Genomic DNA, 18,611 nt, shown 5'->3' with positions numbered 1-18,611 from the left:
CTGTTGGGTAACGCGACCTACACGGACACAGGAAATGGTCCTACATCGGATTGATGAGCACGCGTCTACTATGGCTTCACAGCAAAGCTTTTCCAACGCTAAATGTTATCCAAACACATTAGCTAACCCCATGCGGTCCAACCCAGGAGACGATGATGAGCAAACCAACCCAAGGCGGCAAAAACGGCGGCAACAGCAAAGTGGAAGAAACCGGCACCGCCAAGAACGCTGGCAACAGCAGCAGCGGGAAAGGCAACAGCCAATCGGCCGGCGCCGGCAGCAAGGCATCGTCGACCGGATCATCGGCGAAACCGGCCGGCAAGGCATCGACCGGATCGAAATCCAAGTAATTCCAGATACCTACAGCTCACTTACCGATACGAGGCAACCAATATGACTACCCCTACCACCGCAAAGAGCAAGGCGACGCGCGCGCCGCAAGGCACCGATTCCATCGACGCGATCGAACTGCTGACGCAGGATCACAAGACCGTCAAGGAACTGTTTGAAAAATACGAGAACCTGAGCGATCGTTCGACCGCCAGCAAGAAAAAGCTCGCCACGCAGATCTGCCTGGAACTGACCAAGCATGCCACCGCAGAGGAAGAAATCTTCTACCCTGCCGTGCGCGAAGCCAACGGCGATACCGAGGACCTGGTCGACGAGGCGACCGTCGAACATGCTTCCGCTAAAGACCTGATCGCGCAAATCCTGGCGATGGAACCTGGCGACGATCTGTACGACGCCAAGGTCAAGGTGCTGTCGGAACAAATCGAGCATCACGTCGAGGAAGAAGAGAGAGAAATGTTCCCGAAGGCGCGCAAAGCCAAACTGGATATGGCCGCGCTGGGCGAAGCCATCGCCGCCCGCAAGGAAGAAGTGGAACTGCCGCTTCCTTCGTTGCCGCACTAAGTAAAACTGTAGCAAACGCGTGCGGCGGTGTGGCGGCATCGACCGCTGTCACCCCCACGCGACGCCTGATGCTTATGTCAGCATTAGCGCATCGATATCCCTTCCTCGATCTCCCAGCTCCCCTACCTTTTTGAACCTGTCCCGGTGAAGCGAACTCATCAATTTTTGATTTGTCTCTCGCTTGCAACGTGATTGTTTTGCAGAACGAGAAATTGACGCTGGATAGCAACGGGATTGCATCTTCAGTCTGCAGTCTGCTTGCTTTCGCTCGCCGTAGAGTTTCTTCAAGGCTACACTTAGGTGATAGGCCATGCGCTCTGGAGATAACCAACGGACGCACGCCACAAGGGCAATCGCCAGCGAGATGCCATCCGCAACTACTCCACGGTTCAGTTTTGACAGGTTAGGCAATTATGCAAAGTTCTATTGAAGAAATCGGTACTTGCGATTCACGTTTAAGTATCGCCATGTCGGTGCTGGACGCCATTAACCGCAGTCAGGCGTTGATCGAGTTCGATCTGCACGGCGTTGTCACCCACGCCAACGAAAATTTCCTTAATGCCATGGGCTACACGCTTGGCGAGGTCGTCGGCAAGCACCATCGCATGTTTTGTACACCCGAGTTCGCAGCGTCCGACACATACCGCGACTTGTGGCTGGAACTGGCGGCGGGCCATCCCAGCAGCGGCGAATACATGCGCCTGCACAAAAGCGGCCAGCCGGTGTGGTTGCAGGCCTCGTACAATCCCGTCATCGGTCCCGACGGCAAGCCGTTCAAGGTCATCAAGTTCGCCACCGACATCACCGAGCAGACGCTGCGCAACGCCGACTTCGAAGGCAAGATGATCGCCCTCGACCGCGCGCAGGCGGAGATCGAGTTCGACCTGACCGGTCGCATCCTGCACGCCAACGATAACTTCCTCAAGACCATGGGTTACGAGCGCGACGAAGTGGTCGGCAAGCACCATGCGATCTTCTGCGAAGCCGCTTACGCGCGCTCGCACGAGTACCGCAGCTTCTGGTCACAATTGGCCCAGGGCGAGTTCCACGCCGGCGAGTTCAAGCGCTTCGGCAAGCAAGGCAATGCGATCTGGATCCAGGCGACCTACAACCCGATCTTCGGCGCCGACGGCAAGCCGTTCAAGGTGGTTAAGTTCGCCACCGATATCACGGCCGAGAAAATGCGCAACGCCAATTTTGAAGGCAGAAACCAGGCGGTCGACCGTGTCCAGGCCGTCATCGAGTTCGACCTGCACGGCAAAGTACTCTCGGCCAACGACAACTTCCTCGGCGTCATGGGTTATACGCTCGACGAGGTGCGCGGCCAGCACCACCGCATGTTCTGCGACCCCGCCTTCTCCCATTCGCCCGAGTATGTGGCGTTCTGGGAGCGCCTCGGACGCGGCGAATTCAACGCCGGCGAGTACCAGCGCGTCACCAAATCGGGCAAGGAGGTATGGATATTGGCCTCCTACAACCCGATCTTCGACGCCGAAGGCAAACCGGTGAAAGTGGTCAAGTTCGCCACCGACATCACCACGCAGAAAATGCTCAGCGCCGAGACCAAGGGCAAGCTCGACGCGCTGGGCCGCTCGCAAGCGGTCATCGAATTTGACATGCGCGGCAACATCACCGCGGTCAACGACAACTTCCTGCGCACGATGGGCTACGTCGAAGGCGAAGTGGTGGGCCAGCACCACAGCATGTTCTGCGACGGCGATCTGGTCAAAAGCGCCGAATACCGGAATTTCTGGGCCAACCTTGGCCAGGGCGAGTTCCAGTCGGGCCGCTTCAAGCGGGTCGGCAAGCACGGGGCCGAGATCTGGATCGTGGCCACCTACAACCCGATTCTCGACATCAACGGCAAAGCCTACAAGGTGGTCAAGTTCGCCATGGACGTGACCGAGCAGGTCAAGCGGGAAGAAGTGGTCACGCAAAAGGTCAGGGCCATTTCCAGCGTGCTGGGCGAGCTGACCTTGTCGATCGCCGGCATCGCGCAGGGTTCCCAGCACAGCGCCGGGCTGGCAGGCCAGACCCAGTCCGAGGCGGCCGACGGCAGCAAGCTGCTGGCGCGTTCCAAGGACGCGATTGTCGCCATTCAGCAATCGTCGGGCGCGGTGCATGAAATTATCGACACCATCAGCGACATCGCCGGCCAAACCCACCTGCTGGCGTTTAACGCGGCGATCGAGGCCGCCCGCGCCGGCGAGCACGGCTACGGCTTCTCCGTGGTCGCCAACGAGGTGCGCAAGCTGGCGGAAAAATCGGCAGTGGCCACCCGCGAAATCGCCAAGCTGATCAACGAGACCGTCAACCGCGTCGGCGAAGGCACGCGGTTGTCTGGCGACGTCGAGGCGGCCTTCGAGCGCATTGTCGAATCGGTGGCCAAAACCAGCGCGTCGATCGACCAGATCCACGCATCGACGTCGGCACAGGCGTCCGCGACGCAGGACGCCTCGTCGCTGCTGACGGAGCTGGAAAGCATGGCCACGGAGCGCTAAGGCATGACGGCTATCGAATCGACCCCGGCAGTGCGCCTGGCGGTGGCTGCGGTCGGAGGGATCAACATCGGCGTCGCCATCGACGCTGTGCTGCACGCCATTCCCGCCAAGGGCGCGCTGACCGCACTGCCACGGCGGCAGGGCGCGCTGTGCGGCGTGGCCGAGCACGTCGGGCGGCTGGTGCCCGTGGTCGACCTGGCGCGCTGGGTGGAACTGGGGGCGCCGCAGCCGGACGTGGAAGTTGCCGAGCGCGTCATGATGCTCAGCGACGGCCGGCGTACCATCGGCCTGAAGGTCGACAGCATCCGTGGCCTGACCGACGTCGATGGGCAGACACTTTCGCGAGTCCATCACGACGACGACAGCGAGGAAGTGTTCCACACCGTCGTCAAGTCGGCGGATATGGGACTGGTGCTCAGCATCCTCGATGTCGGCCGGTTGATTGCCCTGGCGTCGGCCTGGCATGAATCCAAAGACGGCGGCGCCGTCGGCGCGCCATCGGCTCCACAAACGCAGCAGGAAGATCGGAAGGTGTTGAGCGCGCTGCTGGCGGTGGGTGATGCGAAGGTCGCGCTGCCGGCGGCCGAGCTGGCCGAGGTCATCCCGCTGCCCGAACTGCTCGCGGTCGGCACGGCCGGCAGCAATCGCTATTGCAAGTGGCGCGACCGCACCATCCCCGTCGTCAACGTCGGCGCCCTGCTCGGCCAGGCTGACGCCGCACAAACCGGGCTGTTGGCGATCGTGCAGCGCGACGGACTGACCCTCGGCTTGCTGGTGAGCGAAGCGATCGAACTGCGGCCGTTGTCGGCCGCCGGCGCGGGCGTGGTGGACGGCGGCATAGCGGCCACCATTTTCGAGGAAGGCACGGGGGCCATCCAGATCATCGATACGGGATTGCTGTTTGCGATGACGCCGGAGGCCAGCATCAGCAGAAGCGCCGCGCCGGCGCAGGACAAGCGAGAAGCGCAGCGGGCTAACACCAGCGCCTACATCGTGTTTCAGACGGAACAACCGTTTGCGGCGGCGATCGACACGATGGAAGAGATCTTGCCGCTGCGCGCCGAGCACATGGACGGATCGGAGCGTTTGTCGGCCAATATCGCGTGGCGCGGACAGGCGGTGCGGCTAGTGGACTTGCGCACGTCGCCCGAGCCGCTGTCGGCCAAGCCGACCGCACGCATCATCGTGGTGAAGGGGCCCACCGGGCACGCGGGATATGTGGTGCGGCATGTGTTGCTGCTGATACCACCGCATACGGGCTGGCTATACCGGATGGCGCTGGCCGGCGCCGGGCAGGTGGAATTCATCACCACCGGCGAGGGCAGCGATCGGGTCAGCTACCGCACCATCGACCTGGCAAACATGCGTTAACTGATCAACCTTTGCTGCCGGCTACCCACTTCATGCCGAAGTTGTACTTGCGGTCCATGACTTCGTGCATGCTCTTGCCGCCTTCCGGCACGATGTAGTCCACCAGCTTGGTCACCTGCAGCTTGCCGCCGACGTTCTCGATCATCGCGATCGCGCACATGCGCTGGCTGGCGCCCTGGTCCAGGCGCACCTCGATCGGCGGCTGGTCCGGTACGTTGATCGTGACCACGCCATCGGTCGCCGCCCAATTCGGCGCGCCCTCGTAAATGAACGCAAATATCAGCGCCCGCTTGATTTCGTCGAAATGCTGGCCGTTGATCGTCAAGTTCTCGCCATCGACGTTGGCGCCGGTACGATCGTCGGCCGCCAACTGAATATAAGGACGGCCATTGAAGTTGCCGAAGCTGTCGCCCAGCGCCTGCACCACGCCCTTGGAACCATCGTTCAACTCGAACATGCAGGCCAGATCCAGATCCAGCCCCTTCGACGCGCGCATGCCGCCGGTCAGCTTGGACAGGAAGCCGCCCTTCTCGGCCGGCGCGACGGCCGCCGAACGGTTCCAGTTCAGGTTGACGTGGATACGGCCGAAACCGCGCGACGCCGATTTCTCCAGCGAGATCTTGTCGCCACGCTTCTCCAGCGTGACCTTGGACAGCGATACCTTCGCCTGCGGCGCCGGGGCAGGGGCTGGCGCCGCTGAAGGTGCCGAAGCCTGCGCCGAAGCCGACGACGACGCGCTCTCGCTGCCGCCGAAGTGCGTCAACAACGCCGACAGGCCGCCATTGAAGCCCTGCCCCACGGCGCCAAAGCGCCACAGCCCATCCTTGCGATACACCTCGGCCAGTATCACCGCCTTCTCATCCTGGAAGTCGGCGCCGGCCAGCGGGAACTGCGCCACGCCGCCCACCGTCACGCTGCCCTGGCTCAGCGAGCGCATGGCGCCGCTGTCGATGGCGGCGGTGAATACCAGTTTGGAAATCGACGCCGGCAGCGCCGCCAGGTTGACGGCAAAGCTGGAACGGTCGCCGGCGATGGTCAGCCTGACCGCGTCGCCGGGGCTGGCCAGCTGGTTGTAGAACACCATGTAGCGGTCGTCCGACAGCCGCTCCGCAGCGTCGAGGCCGAAGCAGGATACATCGGCGCTGGTGCCGCCGATTTTCAGTTCCACATCGACATTGAACGACTGGCCGCAGCCCAGGTCGTCGAGTTTGCTCTTTTGTCCGCGCGAGAATTGTTTCATTTAAATCACCTCAGTATGGTTTGACTCGTTAGCACCGGCGAAGTTGCGGCCTGCATCGTCTCCTGCCCCTGCTGAGGATGCGACCCGAACAGGCGCGAGCGTTCCAGCGTGCTTTCGGCCCAGGCGCGGTGGGTGGCCACCTCGCACATCGACTGGTTCATCGCGAACACGGCCGGACTGTCCGGCCGCAGGATGGCCGAAGCCTCCTCCAGGTCGCTGGCGGACACGCGGTAATGGCTTTCGATCGGATCGATCTGGCTCGGGTGGATCGCCGTCTTGCCCACCATGCCGTGCGCCAGGTCCTCGTTGACCTCCTCGGCCAGCAGCTGCGGCAGGTCCAGATGTTCGAACACCGGCGCCGTCAGCGCGAAGCCGTGCGGCCGGAAGGTCGTCACCAGGCGGCCGATCACCGGTCCCAGCGGCGTGCGGTAGATCGTCATGTTGCGCGGCCGGCGCAAGCCCAGCAGCGCCAGCAGGTCGTTGCCGCCGATGCGCAGCGCCACCACCCGCTCGCGGATGCCGGGCGAGCTGATCAAATGACGCAGCGCGTGCATCTCGGCGTCGTAGAACACTTCGGCCGTCTCCAGCGTCGGCATCAGCACGTGGGCCGTGTCGCGCACCAGGTTGCAATACATCGGCAGGTTGTACTGGGTGGCCTTGGGAATGACGAACCCGGTCAGCTTGTCGGCGCCGGGCATGGCCAGCACGCGCCCCATCACGTCCAGATTGCGCACGCGCACGAAGCGCTCGGCCTGGCTCGCCACCGGCATGTTCGCCAGCACCAGCGACAGGTTGAACAAGGCGTAGCTGAGCTCGCGGTCGGCAACCGCGTCCTCGGTGCACATGATCAGCGAGCGCACGTTGCCCAGGCGGGTTCCGCTGGCGACGTCCATCAGATATTTGTGGGTCGCGGGCACGTACAGCGAAGCCCCTAGTGTCTTAACCATCGGCGATACTCCTGATGATGGAAACGGCCTGGTAAGGCAGCTCCGGATCGAGTTGCACCGGCACGTCTTTCTCGCGTGCCAGCACCAGCAAATGGGCCACGTCGGCGCTGGCCGCGTCGCGCACGATCAGTCGGTCCGGCGTGCGCCGCAGCAGCACGCGCGTGGCTTCGCCCAGACCGGGTTTGATCAGGTTGCGGTCGGAGATGCCGTGCGCACGCATGGCCGCGACCATATAGTCTTGCGAGACCCGCGCCGCCGACGCCCGCGCCGCCTCGGTGGCGTTTTCAACCCGGGCGGAGTCCGGTGCGTTGGTGGTGCCGGCCGCGCCTGCGGCCCATTGCCGCGCCAGCTCGACCAGACGGTCGGCGAATACGCGCGACTGGTCCTGCGGTTCGAACTCGGCGTAATACACGCAACCGTGGAAATCGTCCGGACCGATGGCGTCGTTCAGGATCGAGCGGCTGACCAGCCCGGACACGGTGGCGTTCAAAATGCTCGACGGGATCAGGTAGTCGTCATGCCCGGCGGCGCAGGCGGCCACGCCGGCCAGGTCCGACAGCACGTACAGGCCGCTGTCGATGGCGCAGCCGTGGCGCGCGTTGAACACCGCCATGCTGGCGTGCAGCTCGGCGGCGATGACGCCCTTGCCGGTCCAGCCGTCGATGAAGACGATCGATTCCGGCGCGTGGCCCTGCGCCAGGATGTATTCCAGCGCGACCTGGTCGATGCCCCGGTCGCGGATGATGGACAGCGAATAGTGGGCGACCTCGCGGCCGAACACGCCGCCCAGCAAGCGCTTGAGCACCACGCCGACTGGCGTGCCGGCGCGCGCCAGCGATACCAGGGTCACCGGCCCGGCGCGGCGGCGAGCGACCAGTCCGGCGAGGGTGACGCAATCGCGCGCCATGCGTTCCAGATTGGCGTTGCAAGCCTGGCCGAACACGTCCAGGTAGCGCGGCGACGGCAGCGACTCGCGCGACAGCATCTCGCTGTAATGGCGCTGCCCCGACTGGATCAGGCGCTCCTTGTCGGGCACGTCGACGAACGAGGCCAGCTCCAGCGGCTTGAGCAGGAAGCGCACATCGTCGCCATGGTAGCTGCCGCTGAAGTTCATAGCGGCTCCAGCGCGATGCCCGCCAGTTGCGTGCCGCGCGGCACGATGGCGTAATCGCAGGCGGCCATGAAGCGCGCGTCCGAACGGCTGTCGCCCATGCCGAAGGTCAAGATCTGTCCATGCTCGGCGCGCAGCAGTTCGATGACGTAGGCCACCGCATGCGACTTGTTCAGCGCGTTGGGCAGGATGGCCAGGTTGTTGGCGTTCCGATGGACGAAGTAGTCATGGCCGCGCGCCTCGAGCCACGGACGCACGACCTCGCGCTCGATCGGCTCGAGCCGGGCGGCGATCTTGTCGGCGTCCTTGATCAGCAGATAGAACGGGGTCGAGTAGTCCTCGACGATGCGGCAGCGGCTGCTCTGGCCGGCTGCCTCGGCATAGGCGTCGATCAAGCGTCCCAGTTCGTTGAGCCCGTCCTGCGCGGCCAGCATCGCCGGGCGCATGCGCTCCAGCCAGCCCCGGTCGGCGCTGCCATCCGGCAGCAGCACCACGCCGCCGTAGTTGATCACGGCGTAGCTGGTGAAATCGATCTTGACGCGGATGTAGGCGTCCTGGTTGCGCGCGGTCGCGGGAATGACGGTCATGCCGTCATTCATGAACTCGAACATCGCGCGCTGGGCGGCGGTGGTGAACGAACAGGCGACGCCATCCTTGAGTACGGCCGCCGGTTCGAGATCGTCGCGGCCGGCGCACTTTTCCAGCGATTGGAACAGCGTGTCGTCCAGGTCAGCAAACAGGAATTTCTTCAATCAGGGCCTCACTCTTAAAATGGAACAGACGCGCCTTGAGCAACGCGGCCAGCTCGAACAACGCGGCGTTGGGCGGCGTCTCGTGGCAGATGAAAACATGGTCGTACTGACCGGGAGCGACGTTGTACAAAAAATTCGGGATGCCTTCGCCGTAGTTGTCGGCGAACGCCAGGCTGTGCGCCACCGCGCCCCAGCGGCGGATCGGCGAGCGCGTGGTCGATTGCACCATCACGTCGACGCCGTCACGGGCCAGTCCAGCGCCCAGCGCATAGGCCGCGTGCATGAACTCGCCCGTGCCGAGCACCAGCACTTTGTCGCCGGGGCCGATGTCGGACGCCAGGCCCGACACCAGCGTCTGCGGCAACTGCAGCGGCGTGGTGCGCCCGCGACGGCCGAACCGGTCGCTGGCGCCGCGCTCGGCGTCGGCGTCGAAACGCTGCGCCGGCGCCGCGCCGGATTCCATCGCGCCCGGCGTGAAACGATAGCTGCCATGCAAGCAGGCGCCCAGCGTCATCGGCAAAGCACAGCGTTGCGCTAATGCTTCAATGCCCTGCTCGCCCATGAAGTTGGTGATCACGGCCAGATGTAAGTGTTCAATCTCGGGCTGCACCTCACGGCAAGCGTTGAGCAGGTTGACGAACGTGTTGCCGGTGCTGGCCTCGTCGTCGACCAGCACCAGCGAGCGCATGCCGGCGAATAGCGCGCGCTGGACCGGATCGTCCGGCCAGTGCAGGAACTGGCGCGGCGCGTGGCTGTGCGCTTCCTCGAATTCGATCAGCGGTTCATCGCCGACCCGATAGCGGGTGGTGTGCAGGAACAGCGCCGGCTGATCCGGGTGCGCGCGTTGCCACGCCTCGAACATCCCCTGCCCCAGGCCGATGCCGGTTTCGGCCATGGAGATGAACACCACCGGCCCCGGCAACGCCGGCACGCCGGCGGCCAGGCTCTCGTGGATCTCGGCCATGCGCTGCGGCGTCACCGGCCAGTGCTTGCCCAGCACCTTGCTCAGAAACAGGAAGCCACGCTTGGCGTTGTCGCGCGCGGCAAAACCCAGCAGGCTGTCGGGCGCGAACTCGCTACCCGTGACCTGAAGTTCCAGGGTTCCGGTCGGCAGTTCGACCTCGACATTCCCGAGTAAGGGAGTGAAAAACGGTGATGGCCCGTTCATGGCAATTCCACCGCAATGCCCAGCTCGCCCACGCGCATGCCATCGTCCACCGCCAGTTGTTCCGGCGTCAGCCCTTCATGGCCATCGACAAAACTGATCAGCGCCAGGTAAGGCAGATTCGGTCCCGCCAGGCAGGCCATGCCGATACCGCCCGACGCGCGCGCGTTGATCTCCAGCAGGCGCAGGCCGCTCCGGCCTTCGCGGAACTGCACGTTGAACATGCCGCTCAGACCGAAATCGGCGGCCAGCTTGGCGCATGATTCGACAATGTCGGCGCGCTGTTCGATCACCTGGCCATGGCCCGGCTGCGGCAGCTTCTTGCGCGCCACCGCGCTCACCAGATGGCCTTTGGCGCCGACACAATCGACGCTGTATTCATAGCCGTCGAGATACTCCATCAGCAGCATGGTGCGGAAGGTTTCCAGCTCGGTCAGGCCACGGCGCAGGTCGCCCAAGCCGATGCGGTAGCTGGAACCGGCCAGCAGCAATGCGGCGCTGCTGCGCTGCTCGTCCAGCACGCTGAAGCCGAGACCGTACACCGAACGCGCCGGCTTGACGCACAGCTCCGCATGCAGCGGGCGCAATTCGGCGTGGGCGGCCTCGAACTGGGTGATGTCCTTGAACACGCGGAACTCCGGCGGCGGCGCCAGCGGCAGCTGCACGCCGGCATAAAAGGCGGCCTTGTCGTCGATGATGTCGAGCTTGTCGGCGTCGGCGGCGCTGAGCACCCGCACGCCGTGCTCGAGGAAGCGTCCACGCGCCGCGCTCAGCGCCGACGCATGCTTGGCCGGCGCAAACACGTCGACTTTGTGCTCGCGGCAAAATTCCAGGCACCAATCGACATAGTCGGCCGCCGTCAGGCCTTTCGGCTCGAGGTGGAACTCATGCGCGGCGCCGGCCGCCGGGGTGTGGGCGTGCGGGTGCGTATAGATGGTATGAAACCGACCGGCGTGGTCGGCTTCGCGGACAAGCGTGAGCACGTTCGCGATGGACGAGAAGGCGCTGTTATACCAGACGCGGCAAACCCGTTCCGGCGCGCTCACAGGCACGCCCCGGACAAAACGGTGAGCAGTCCCGTGCTCAGATAAATGCTCATGCAGTCCTCGTGTCAAACAATGATGTGTAGAGCGAGCGCGGCCATAGACCTCGCGCGCACGAGCAAACCGGGAGACATTGGCCTCCCGGTTTGAACGGTCGGCGCGCAAGCGGCGCCGTACTGGGTACTGGTGCTAGAGCTTAAGCGTTGACGCCGAACGAGCGCGCCAGCGGACCGAGGCCGCCTTTGAAGCCCTGGCCGACGGCTTTGAATTTCCACTCGGCGCCGGCGCGATACAACTCGCCGAAAATCATTGCCGTTTCCACAGAGCTATCTTCCGACAGGTCGTAACGGGCCAGCTCGCCGTTGCCGTTGGCGTTCAGGCAGCGAATGAAAGCCTTGCCGATCATGCCGAAGTTCTGCTTGCGCTGTTCGGCCTCGTGGATGGTCACGCAGAACGACAGACGGTCGATCTCGGCCGGTACGCGCGACAGGTCGACGGTCAGGGTCTCGTCGTCGCCGTCGCCCTGGCCGGTGGTGTTGTCGCCATTGTGGACCAGCGAGCCGTCGGTCGATTTGAGGTTATTGTAGAAGATGAAGTCGCTATCGCCGCGCACTTTACCGTCGGCCTTCAGCATGAAGGCGCTGCCGTCCAGGTCAAAAGCGGCGCCGTCGGTGGCGCGCGGGTCCCAGCCCAGGCCGATAATGACCTTGGTCAAGCCTGGTGCTTCCTTGCTGAGGTTGACGTTACCGCCTTTTTGCAAACTGATCGCCATACTGGTCTCCCATTTAAAGTTTCAAACTATCAATTTCCGCCCGCCAACTGGTGTCGCGGAACGGTCTTTAAATTTCATCCCAGAGTATGTGGCTACATTTGCGTGAAAATCAATACTGTCTGAAAACAATCTTTCAATCGATCTGGCGATCGATATTGCAATCACCGTTGCGCGCAGGCGTCGTAGACGGTATCGAACCAGCCTTCCGGCTTGCATTTTCCGTCCAGCAACGCCTCAATCCTGGCCACGCGGTCGGCGTGCTGGTCCGGATGCAGCAGCGGATGGTATTGGTCGGGCGCCTTGATCATCGCCACCAGGCCGATGAATTCGGGCTCGCTGGCCTCGTCGAGCGGCTTGCCCAGATAAGTTTCGGCCGCCATCGACAAGCCGGTGACTTGCTTGCCGTCGTGGCTGCCCATATAGATATCGGCCACGTACAAGGCCAACTGGTTGCGCTTGGGCAGTTTCGCGTTCAATACGAATGCCATGACGTCGCGGCCAAGGTCGACCTTCTTGCAGCAGTCGAACACGCGGCTGTAAAAACGCTGCAACACACCGGAGATGCCGGACAACGGCCGGTCCGACAGATACAGGTCGCGCGCCACCGCCGACGAGATCGTGGCCACGCCCTGCCCTTCCGCCAGGCTCACGCCTGCGTGGCTAAAAAAAGTGGGGTCCTCGACCCGCAGCAGGATGGCCGTCTGGCGCGTGGAAAGCGGCATCATCGGCGGCGCGGGCACCGCCTGCATGACGGCATTGAACGAGGATGACGCCCAGACCGCGACCAGCCCGAGATAGGCGGTCGCCAGCAGGATGATCGCGAACACGGTCTTCCACACAAAACGCATCACGATGACATCCTTGTCGTCAAGAAAGATGCCAATTTTACGCTGCGGCAAGGCCCACTGGGATATTGGCTGCGATATTAATTAGTACAGCACCACGGAGCGGATCGACTCGCCGCTCTTCATCAGGTCGAAGCCTTCGTTGATGCGCTCCAGCGGCAGCCGGTGCGTGATCAGGTCGTCGATGTTGAGCTTGCCCTCCATATACCAGTCGACGATCTTCGGGACATCGGTGCGGCCGCGCGCGCCGCCGAAGGCCGAGCCGCGCCACTCGCGCCCGGTCACCAGCTGGAACGGCCGGGTCGAAATCTCCTGCCCGGCCGCCGCCACGCCGATGATGAAGGACTTGCCCCAGCCCTTGTGGGTGCACTCGAGCGCCTGGCGCATCAGCGTGGTGTTGCCGACGCACTCGAAACTGTAGTCGGCGCCACCGTCGGTGAGCTGCACAATGCTGTCGACGACGTTCTCGACCTCGTTCGGATTGATGAAATGCGTCATGCCGAACTTGCGCGCGATCTCCTGGCGCGCCGGGTTGATGTCGACGCCGATGATCTTGTCGGCGCCGACCATGCGCGCCGCCTGGATCACGTTCAGGCCGATGCCGCCCAGGCCGAACACGACCACGTTGGCGCCCGCCTCCACCTTGGCCGAGAACAGCACGGCGCCAACGCCGGTGGTCACGCCGCAACCGATGTAGCAGACCTTGTCGAACGGTGCGTCCTCGCGGATCTTGGCCAGCGCGATCTCCGGCACCACGATGTAATTGGAAAAGGTCGACGTGCCCATGTAGTGGAACAGCGGCTTGCCGTCGAGCGAAAAGCGGCTGGTGGCGTCCGGCATCAGGCCACGGCCCTGGGTCGAACGGATCGCCTGGCACAGATTGGTTTTGCGCGACAGGCAGAACTTGCACTCGCGGCATTCCGGCGTGTACAGCGGAATCACGTGGTCGTCTTTTTTCAGGGTCTTGACGCCGGGGCCGACATCGACGACGATGCCGGCGCCCTCATGCCCCAGGATGGCGGGGAAAATGCCCTCCGGATCGGCTCCCGACAAGGTGTAGTAATCGGTGTGGCAAATGCCGGTGGCCTTCAGTTCGATCAGCACCTCGCCGGCCTTAGGGCCTTGCAGGTCGACTTCTTCGATGGTCAGCGGCGCGCCGGCGCGCCACGCGATGGCAGCTTTGGTTTTCATGGTCGGGTACTCGTAGGAGCAATATTGGAATCCGCCATTGTGCCGCCGGCCCCGGGCTACGCGCCCCGCCACGGATGAGAATGGCCGGAAATGGTGCCATAATGACCGGATTTTAAGGACCAACAGTGACCGCAAACACATGAACGCCAAGCCAGAGATGGCAGCCAGGACAGTCGCGAGGACAATCGCGAGGGCAATCGATATCGTCGTTTATCCCGGCTTCAAGGCGATGGAAGCGATCGGGCCGATGTCCGTTTTCGAGTACGCCAACCTGCACCTGCAACGCCGTGGCCGCGCGACCGGCTACGATGTGCGCATCGCCTCGACCGTTATCGGCCCGGTGCGCTCGGATACCTTGATGTCGCTCGACGCCACCAAGGCGCTGAGCCCGTTGGCGTTGCCGGATGACGCCATCATCGTCGGCGCCCGCCACATCCGCGCGGCGCTCGACGACGGCGCCGCCATCATCGACTGGGTGGCGGCCTCGGCGCCCCGCCTCAAGCGGCTGGCGGCGCTGTGCTCGGGCGCGTTTTTCCTGGCGGCGGCCGGTGTGTTGGACGGCAAGCGCGCCACCACGCACTGGAGCGTGGCGGACCGGCTGCAGGCCGACTTCCCGTCGATCTCGGTGGAAGCGGATGCGATTTTCATTCGCTCGGACAATTTGTGGACCTCGGCCGGCGTGACGGCCGGCATCGATCTGGCGCTGGCGTTGGTGGAAGAAGATTTCGGCCGCGACCTGGCGCTGGAAGTGGCCACCGAAATGGTGGTGTATCTGAAGCGGCCGGGTGGACAGTCGCAGTTCAGCGCGCATTTGCTGAGCGAGCGCACGGCCAAGCCCAACATCCGCGATATTCAAAACTGGATACTGGACAATCTGCACGAAAAGTTATCGGTCGCGCAGCTGGCGCAGCGGGCGATGATGAGCGAGCGGCATTTTACCCGCGTGTTCCAGCAGGAAGTGGGCGTGAGCACGCAAGCGTTCATCGAGGCCTGCCGCTTCGAGCGCGCCACGCAGTTGCTGGCGGACCTGGCATTGCCGATCAAGACGGTGGCCGCGCGCGCCAGCTTCAGCGACGAAGCACATATGCGGCGCGTGTTCCAGAAACGGCTGGGCATCACGCCCAAGCTGTACCGGGAGCGTTTTGCCACGACCGGGATCGCACCGAGCACTTGACTGACATGCGGCTAACGAAACGCCGCTCCGCTCAATGCGCGCCCGCGCTTGAAAAGACATTCATGATGACCACGCCGGCGATGATCAAGGCCATGCCGATCAACGCCGGCGCGTCCATCTTCTGGCCGAAGAACGCCCAGCCGACCGTCGTGATGAGGACGATGCCCACGCCCGACCAGACCGCGTACGCGATACCGACCGGGATCGAGCGCAAGGTCAGCGACAGAAAGTAAAACGCCACGCCATAACCGACCAGCACGATCGCCGACGGCACGAGTTTAGAAAATCCTTCGCTCGATTTGAGCGCCGATGTCGCGATGGTTTCCGCGACGATTGCAATGCCCAGCATCAGCCATTTGTTCATTGTGCACCTCCTGTTGAGGAGGCCAGTATGCATAAGTTTCGTTGCCGAAACCAGTCTGTTCAAACCCGCCGGGCTGTGCGCAAATGAAGCAATTTTCACCATACAAAATCGCGGCCGTCTTCCGCCCCCCAAGACCAGTTCGCATGATCGCGGTCAATTTGCCGGGGAACCGCGCACCTATACTGAACTTCACGCCTTCCGCCGCTCCCACCTCAGCGAGTTCACATGTCCACTGGTCACATCGTCATTGCCGCGACTTTTGTATGGCTGGGCGCCGCCTGCTGCGCCACCGCCGCCGCAGCCGATCCCGAGCCCGAGTCGGCCACCGCCACGGCGGCGACGGCGACGGGCGTGGTGACCGTGCAGACGGTCACCATCGCCGGCCATGATTTCTCGCAGTATTTTCTGGCCGCCTGGCGCGACATGGAAGGCAGCGAGCACTACACGCTGTCGATCAACGAACGCCCGTCGGCACGCCTGGGCAGCGAAGTGTGGATCAGCTTTGCACAGTGCAGGGTATTTCAAACCCGCCTGCCGCCGGCCCGCGCAGCCATTCGTTCGCTCAGTGAAAACGCAGCCGAGGCGGTGTGGCAGACGGTGCTGCAAACCGACGTCGAGCGCAAGCTGATCCGGGACGCCGACCTGGCGCCCGATGAATTCTGACCCCGAGGAGCCCGCCATGCACATCATCCGATCGACGACTCATGCCTGGAGCGCAGCCCGTCGCGCGGTCTGCATTGCGGCGTGCTTCATCCTGCTGCCGGCAGGCAGCGCCGGCGCGACCGACATCATCTATCAACCGGTGAACCCGGCCTTTGGCGGCTACCCCGGCAACGGCCAGCATTTGCTGGCCACGGCGACCGCCACCAACAAGCACGTCGGCAAGGATGGCCTGGGGCGCTCGATGCTGGACCAGTCGCCGCTGGCCCAATTCAACCAGACACTTGAGCGCACCGTCCTCAGTCAACTGGCGGCGGCGGCCACCTCCAAGCTGACCGGCACCGACGGCAAGCTGGTTCCAGGCACTTTCTCCACCGAAAACTTCACCATCAACGTGGTCGACCTGGGCGGCGGCATGCTGCGCATCACCACCACCGACAAGGCGACCGGCGCCTCGACCTCGTTCGAGGTGGCGCAATGAACGCCATGATGCGGCGGGTGGCGCCGTGTGCTGCGGTGATCGCGACCTTGCTGCTGGCGTCTGGCTGCGCCATCACGCATCCGCCGTCGGCCGCGCGCGAGGACGCCCAGCTGACGCAGGCGACCGCCGCCACCGGCGACCTGCGCAAGCTGCCGCCGCCCAAAGGCAAGGTGGCGGTGGCCGTCTATGGCATCCGGGACCAGACCGGGCAATACAAGCCGGCGCCGGACAGCTCGTTCTCCACGGCCGTCACGCAAGGCGCGTCGTCGATGCTGATCAAGGCGCTCAAGGAGTCGGGCTGGTTCATTCCGGTCGAACGCGAAAACCTGCAGAACCTGCTGACCGAACGCAAGATCGTGCGGGCGCTGGAAATGCCGCAGCCGGCCGGCGCCCCGACAGTGCAGATCCCGCCGCTGCTGGCGGCCTCGGTGCTGATCGAGGGCGGCATCACCGCGTTCGAAAGCAATGTGCGCACCGGCGGCGCCGGCGCCCGCTTTCTCGGCATCGGCGTCAGCACCCAATACCGGATCGACCAGGTCACCGTCAGCCTGCGCACCATCGACATCCGCACCGGGCAGATCCTGCAAAGCGTGTCGACCACCAAGACCGTCTACGCCTACGAAGTGCATCCAAGTGTATTCAAGTTCGTCAACGTCAAGGATTTATTGGAACTGGAGGCCGGCATGACACGCAATGAACCGACGCAGCTGTGCGTCAACGAAGCGATCGAGGCCGGCGTGGCCCACCTGATCGTCCAGGGCCTGCGCGAAGGCCACTGGGCACTGCAGGACCCGGCACGCTGGTCCGATCCGGTGGTGCAACGCTATGCCAACGACCGCGATACCCGCTACAACGCCGCATCGGGGATGCCATGAGCACCCGGCTGGGGATGGCGGCCGCCCTGTTCGTCGCCAGGCTGGCAAGCGCCGGCGACCTGGCCAGCGCGGAGCTGCCGTCGGGCGGTTTGCTCAGCGGCGGCTCGTTGGCAGCGGTCAGCCAACGCGGCGCCCTGAACGCGGTCGCAGTCGACCAGGGCGGCCGCGAACACCGACTGAGGCTCTCGCAGCGCGGCCGGCAAAACACGGCGACGGTGACGCAGGACGGAGACGCCAACGCCGTCCAACTGCTGCAGGACGGCAAGGGCAACGACGCCACCATCGTCCAGGGCGGCACCGGCAACAGCGCGCTGGTCGACCAGCACGGCACCGCCAACAGCGCGCGCATCGAGCAGTACGGACACGATGCCAGCGCCCGCGTCACCCAAACCGGCAACGGCAAGCGCGCTGTCGTGATTCAACATTGATTCCACTGCAAGGGAGCCTCCATGAAGTCCGCAACGTTCACCATCGGCACCGTTTTATTATTGGCCGCATCCCGCGCCGCCGCACAGGATCAGACCAGCGCCAGCATCACGCAGAGCGGTGTCGGCAACCAGTCCTACGTCGAGCAGCATCAGGTCAGCAGCGAATCGCACCTCACGATTATTCAACTTGGCAATTACAACAGCGTCGGCGATCCAGGCGGACGCACGGGCGGCGTCGTGCAACGCGGCACTGACCGCATGCGTATCACCGTTACACAGCTAGGCGACAACAACCAGGCGGCGTTCGGCCAGATTATCGGCGACAAGGACCAGGCCTCCGTCAATCAAACCGGCAACGGCAACTTCGCCGCGATCGAGCAGCACGGCGCCTACGAATCGGTGGTGAACATCGAGCAGCACGGCGACCGCAACCGGATCGACTCGGCCGGCGGCGACATCCTGGCCTATGGCTTCATTGCGTCGCAAACCGGCTCGGACAACGTGGCCAGCCTGGCGCGCAGCTGGTCCGGCTTTGGCGGGCCGCGCGTGACACAGGAAGGGATCGGCAACCGCGCGTCGGTCTCGCAGGACCAGGCCGACTATTCGTTTGTCGAGATACGCCAACTGGGCATCGACAACCAGACCACGGTCGGCCAGATCAACACGCTGTTCACCACCGCGTGGATCACACAATCCGGCGACGGCTTCTCGGCCACCATCACGCAAACGGGCAACGGCAACAGCGCCGGCATTTACCAGCACTGAGCGCAGCGACATAT

General features: G+C 63.8%; 20 protein-coding genes. 10 read left to right on the top strand and 10 right to left on the bottom strand.

The window, feature by feature from the left end; genetic code table 11:
- Positions 1-155 precede the first annotated feature (155 nt).
- The 4 genes from ACZ0BA_RS04040 (at position 156) to ACZ0BA_RS04025 (ending at position 4,784) form a co-directional block, all read left to right on the top strand.
- Positions 156-350, top strand: coding sequence for a hypothetical protein (locus tag ACZ0BA_RS04040; protein WP_463450049.1), 195 nt, complete (start codon positions 156-158; stop codon positions 348-350).
- A gap of 43 nt (positions 351-393) precedes the next feature.
- On the top strand, positions 394-912 hold the full coding sequence (locus tag ACZ0BA_RS04035) for a hemerythrin domain-containing protein (protein ID WP_463450048.1): 519 nt from the start codon (positions 394-396) through the stop codon (positions 910-912).
- A 413-nt stretch (positions 913-1,325) separates the two neighbouring features.
- Positions 1,326-3,413 (top strand): methyl-accepting chemotaxis protein, encoded by a 2,088-nt coding sequence (locus ACZ0BA_RS04030; RefSeq protein WP_463450047.1) that lies wholly within the window; start codon positions 1,326-1,328, stop codon positions 3,411-3,413.
- A 3-nt stretch (positions 3,414-3,416) separates the two neighbouring features.
- Complete coding sequence (locus ACZ0BA_RS04025; protein ID WP_463450046.1) at positions 3,417-4,784, top strand: chemotaxis protein CheW; 1,368 nt, start codon at positions 3,417-3,419, stop codon at positions 4,782-4,784.
- A 4-nt stretch (positions 4,785-4,788) separates the two neighbouring features.
- On the opposite strand, the gene ACZ0BA_RS04020 is transcribed toward ACZ0BA_RS04025, so the two are convergent.
- The 9 genes from ACZ0BA_RS04020 to ACZ0BA_RS03980 form a co-directional block, all read right to left on the bottom strand.
- Complete coding sequence (locus ACZ0BA_RS04020) at positions 4,789-6,024, bottom strand: TerD family protein (RefSeq protein ID WP_463450045.1); 1,236 nt, start codon at positions 6,022-6,024, stop codon at positions 4,789-4,791.
- 5 nt (positions 6,025-6,029) lie between these two features.
- On the bottom strand, positions 6,030-6,971 hold the full coding sequence (locus ACZ0BA_RS04015; RefSeq protein ID WP_463450044.1) for an HpcH/HpaI aldolase/citrate lyase family protein: 942 nt from the start codon (positions 6,969-6,971) through the stop codon (positions 6,030-6,032).
- Complete coding sequence (locus ACZ0BA_RS04010; protein ID WP_463450043.1) at positions 6,964-8,085, bottom strand: cysteine protease StiP family protein; 1,122 nt, start codon at positions 8,083-8,085, stop codon at positions 6,964-6,966. Before ACZ0BA_RS04010 ends, ACZ0BA_RS04015 begins: the two co-directional genes overlap by 8 nt.
- Positions 8,082-8,834, bottom strand: coding sequence for an HAD family hydrolase (locus ACZ0BA_RS04005; RefSeq protein WP_463450042.1), 753 nt, complete (start codon positions 8,832-8,834; stop codon positions 8,082-8,084). The genes ACZ0BA_RS04010 and ACZ0BA_RS04005 overlap by 4 nt, the downstream gene beginning before the upstream one ends.
- A complete protein-coding gene (locus ACZ0BA_RS04000) occupies positions 8,812-10,002 on the bottom strand; it encodes a phosphoribosyltransferase domain-containing protein (protein WP_463450041.1) in 1,191 nt (396 codons plus the stop codon). Before ACZ0BA_RS04000 ends, ACZ0BA_RS04005 begins: the two co-directional genes overlap by 23 nt.
- Positions 9,999-11,045, bottom strand: coding sequence for an ATP-grasp domain-containing protein (locus ACZ0BA_RS03995; protein WP_463450040.1), 1,047 nt, complete (start codon positions 11,043-11,045; stop codon positions 9,999-10,001). Before ACZ0BA_RS03995 ends, ACZ0BA_RS04000 begins: the two co-directional genes overlap by 4 nt.
- 193 nt (positions 11,046-11,238) lie before the next feature.
- A complete protein-coding gene (locus ACZ0BA_RS03990; protein ID WP_463450039.1) occupies positions 11,239-11,814 on the bottom strand; it encodes a TerD family protein in 576 nt (191 codons plus the stop codon).
- A gap of 161 nt (positions 11,815-11,975) precedes the next feature.
- Positions 11,976-12,662, bottom strand: a complete 687-nt coding sequence (locus tag ACZ0BA_RS03985; RefSeq protein WP_463454702.1) for a transglycosylase domain-containing protein — start codon at positions 12,660-12,662, stop codon at positions 11,976-11,978.
- A gap of 81 nt (positions 12,663-12,743) precedes the next feature.
- Positions 12,744-13,850, bottom strand: coding sequence for an S-(hydroxymethyl)glutathione dehydrogenase/class III alcohol dehydrogenase (locus ACZ0BA_RS03980; RefSeq protein WP_463450038.1), 1,107 nt, complete (start codon positions 13,848-13,850; stop codon positions 12,744-12,746).
- 157 nt (positions 13,851-14,007) lie between these two features.
- Here ACZ0BA_RS03980 and ACZ0BA_RS03975 point away from each other — a divergent pair, with 157 nt between their 5' ends.
- Positions 14,008-15,024, top strand: a complete 1,017-nt coding sequence (locus tag ACZ0BA_RS03975) for a GlxA family transcriptional regulator (protein ID WP_463454701.1) — start codon at positions 14,008-14,010, stop codon at positions 15,022-15,024.
- Positions 15,025-15,055: 31 nt separating this feature from the next.
- Here ACZ0BA_RS03975 and ACZ0BA_RS03970 read toward each other — a convergent pair whose 3' ends face one another.
- Entirely contained in the window at positions 15,056-15,388 is a 333-nt protein-coding gene (locus ACZ0BA_RS03970) for a DMT family transporter (protein ID WP_463450037.1), read from the bottom strand.
- Positions 15,389-15,613: 225 nt separating this feature from the next.
- Between ACZ0BA_RS03970 and ACZ0BA_RS03965 the strand changes: the two genes are divergently transcribed.
- The 5 genes from ACZ0BA_RS03965 to ACZ0BA_RS03945 are packed head-to-tail and all read left to right on the top strand — an operon-like array spanning position 15,614 to position 18,597.
- Positions 15,614-16,051 (top strand): CsgE family curli-type amyloid fiber assembly protein, encoded by a 438-nt coding sequence (locus ACZ0BA_RS03965; RefSeq protein ID WP_463450036.1) that lies wholly within the window; start codon positions 15,614-15,616, stop codon positions 16,049-16,051.
- 16 nt (positions 16,052-16,067) lie between these two features.
- Positions 16,068-16,529 (top strand): curli assembly protein CsgF, encoded by a 462-nt coding sequence (locus ACZ0BA_RS03960; RefSeq protein WP_463450035.1) that lies wholly within the window; start codon positions 16,068-16,070, stop codon positions 16,527-16,529.
- Complete coding sequence (locus tag ACZ0BA_RS03955; protein ID WP_463450034.1) at positions 16,526-17,404, top strand: CsgG/HfaB family protein; 879 nt, start codon at positions 16,526-16,528, stop codon at positions 17,402-17,404. The genes ACZ0BA_RS03960 and ACZ0BA_RS03955 overlap by 4 nt, the downstream gene beginning before the upstream one ends.
- Positions 17,401-17,832 carry a hypothetical protein gene (locus ACZ0BA_RS03950; protein ID WP_463450033.1) on the top strand — a complete coding sequence of 144 codons (432 nt, stop codon included), beginning with the start codon at positions 17,401-17,403 and terminating at the stop codon, positions 17,830-17,832. Before ACZ0BA_RS03955 ends, ACZ0BA_RS03950 begins: the two co-directional genes overlap by 4 nt.
- Positions 17,833-17,853: 21 nt before the next feature.
- The gene (locus tag ACZ0BA_RS03945; protein WP_463450032.1) at positions 17,854-18,597 is read left to right on the top strand and encodes a hypothetical protein; all 744 of its coding nucleotides are present in this window, start codon (positions 17,854-17,856) and stop codon (positions 18,595-18,597) included.
- Positions 18,598-18,611: the final 14 nt, after the last annotated feature.

This window comes from Duganella sp. AC917, from assembly GCF_979258245.1.
The sequence above is the reverse complement of the archived record's forward strand: the minus strand, read 5'-3'. Positions and strand labels throughout refer to the sequence as shown.

What these genes read in the sequence shown, in the direction of transcription:
- ACZ0BA_RS03970 (WP_463450037.1), bottom strand. Translation starts at nt 15,388, where the DNA reads ATGAACAAATGGCTGATGCTGGGCATTGCAATCGTCGCGGAAACCATC.
- ACZ0BA_RS04020 (WP_463450045.1), bottom strand. Translation starts at nt 6,024, where the DNA reads ATGAAACAATTCTCGCGCGGACAAAAGAGCAAACTCGACGACCTGGGC.
- ACZ0BA_RS04035 (WP_463450048.1), top strand. Translation starts at nt 394, where the DNA reads ATGACTACCCCTACCACCGCAAAGAGCAAGGCGACGCGCGCGCCGCAA.
- ACZ0BA_RS03960 (WP_463450035.1), top strand. Translation starts at nt 16,068, where the DNA reads ATGCACATCATCCGATCGACGACTCATGCCTGGAGCGCAGCCCGTCGC.
- ACZ0BA_RS03945 (WP_463450032.1), top strand. Translation starts at nt 17,854, where the DNA reads ATGAAGTCCGCAACGTTCACCATCGGCACCGTTTTATTATTGGCCGCA.
- ACZ0BA_RS04025 (WP_463450046.1), top strand. Translation starts at nt 3,417, where the DNA reads ATGACGGCTATCGAATCGACCCCGGCAGTGCGCCTGGCGGTGGCTGCG.
- ACZ0BA_RS03965 (WP_463450036.1), top strand. Translation starts at nt 15,614, where the DNA reads ATGTCCACTGGTCACATCGTCATTGCCGCGACTTTTGTATGGCTGGGC.
- ACZ0BA_RS03990 (WP_463450039.1), bottom strand. Translation starts at nt 11,814, where the DNA reads ATGGCGATCAGTTTGCAAAAAGGCGGTAACGTCAACCTCAGCAAGGAA.
- ACZ0BA_RS03950 (WP_463450033.1), top strand. Translation starts at nt 17,401, where the DNA reads ATGAGCACCCGGCTGGGGATGGCGGCCGCCCTGTTCGTCGCCAGGCTG.
- ACZ0BA_RS03985 (WP_463454702.1), bottom strand. Translation starts at nt 12,662, where the DNA reads ATGCGTTTTGTGTGGAAGACCGTGTTCGCGATCATCCTGCTGGCGACC.
- ACZ0BA_RS03955 (WP_463450034.1), top strand. Translation starts at nt 16,526, where the DNA reads ATGAACGCCATGATGCGGCGGGTGGCGCCGTGTGCTGCGGTGATCGCG.
- ACZ0BA_RS04040 (WP_463450049.1), top strand. Translation starts at nt 156, where the DNA reads ATGAGCAAACCAACCCAAGGCGGCAAAAACGGCGGCAACAGCAAAGTG.
- ACZ0BA_RS04015 (WP_463450044.1), bottom strand. Translation starts at nt 6,971, where the DNA reads ATGGTTAAGACACTAGGGGCTTCGCTGTACGTGCCCGCGACCCACAAA.
- ACZ0BA_RS04030 (WP_463450047.1), top strand. Translation starts at nt 1,326, where the DNA reads ATGCAAAGTTCTATTGAAGAAATCGGTACTTGCGATTCACGTTTAAGT.
- ACZ0BA_RS03975 (WP_463454701.1), top strand. Translation starts at nt 14,008, where the DNA reads ATGGCAGCCAGGACAGTCGCGAGGACAATCGCGAGGGCAATCGATATC.
- ACZ0BA_RS03980 (WP_463450038.1), bottom strand. Translation starts at nt 13,850, where the DNA reads ATGAAAACCAAAGCTGCCATCGCGTGGCGCGCCGGCGCGCCGCTGACC.
- ACZ0BA_RS04000 (WP_463450041.1), bottom strand. Translation starts at nt 10,002, where the DNA reads ATGAACGGGCCATCACCGTTTTTCACTCCCTTACTCGGGAATGTCGAG.
- ACZ0BA_RS04010 (WP_463450043.1), bottom strand. Translation starts at nt 8,085, where the DNA reads ATGAACTTCAGCGGCAGCTACCATGGCGACGATGTGCGCTTCCTGCTC.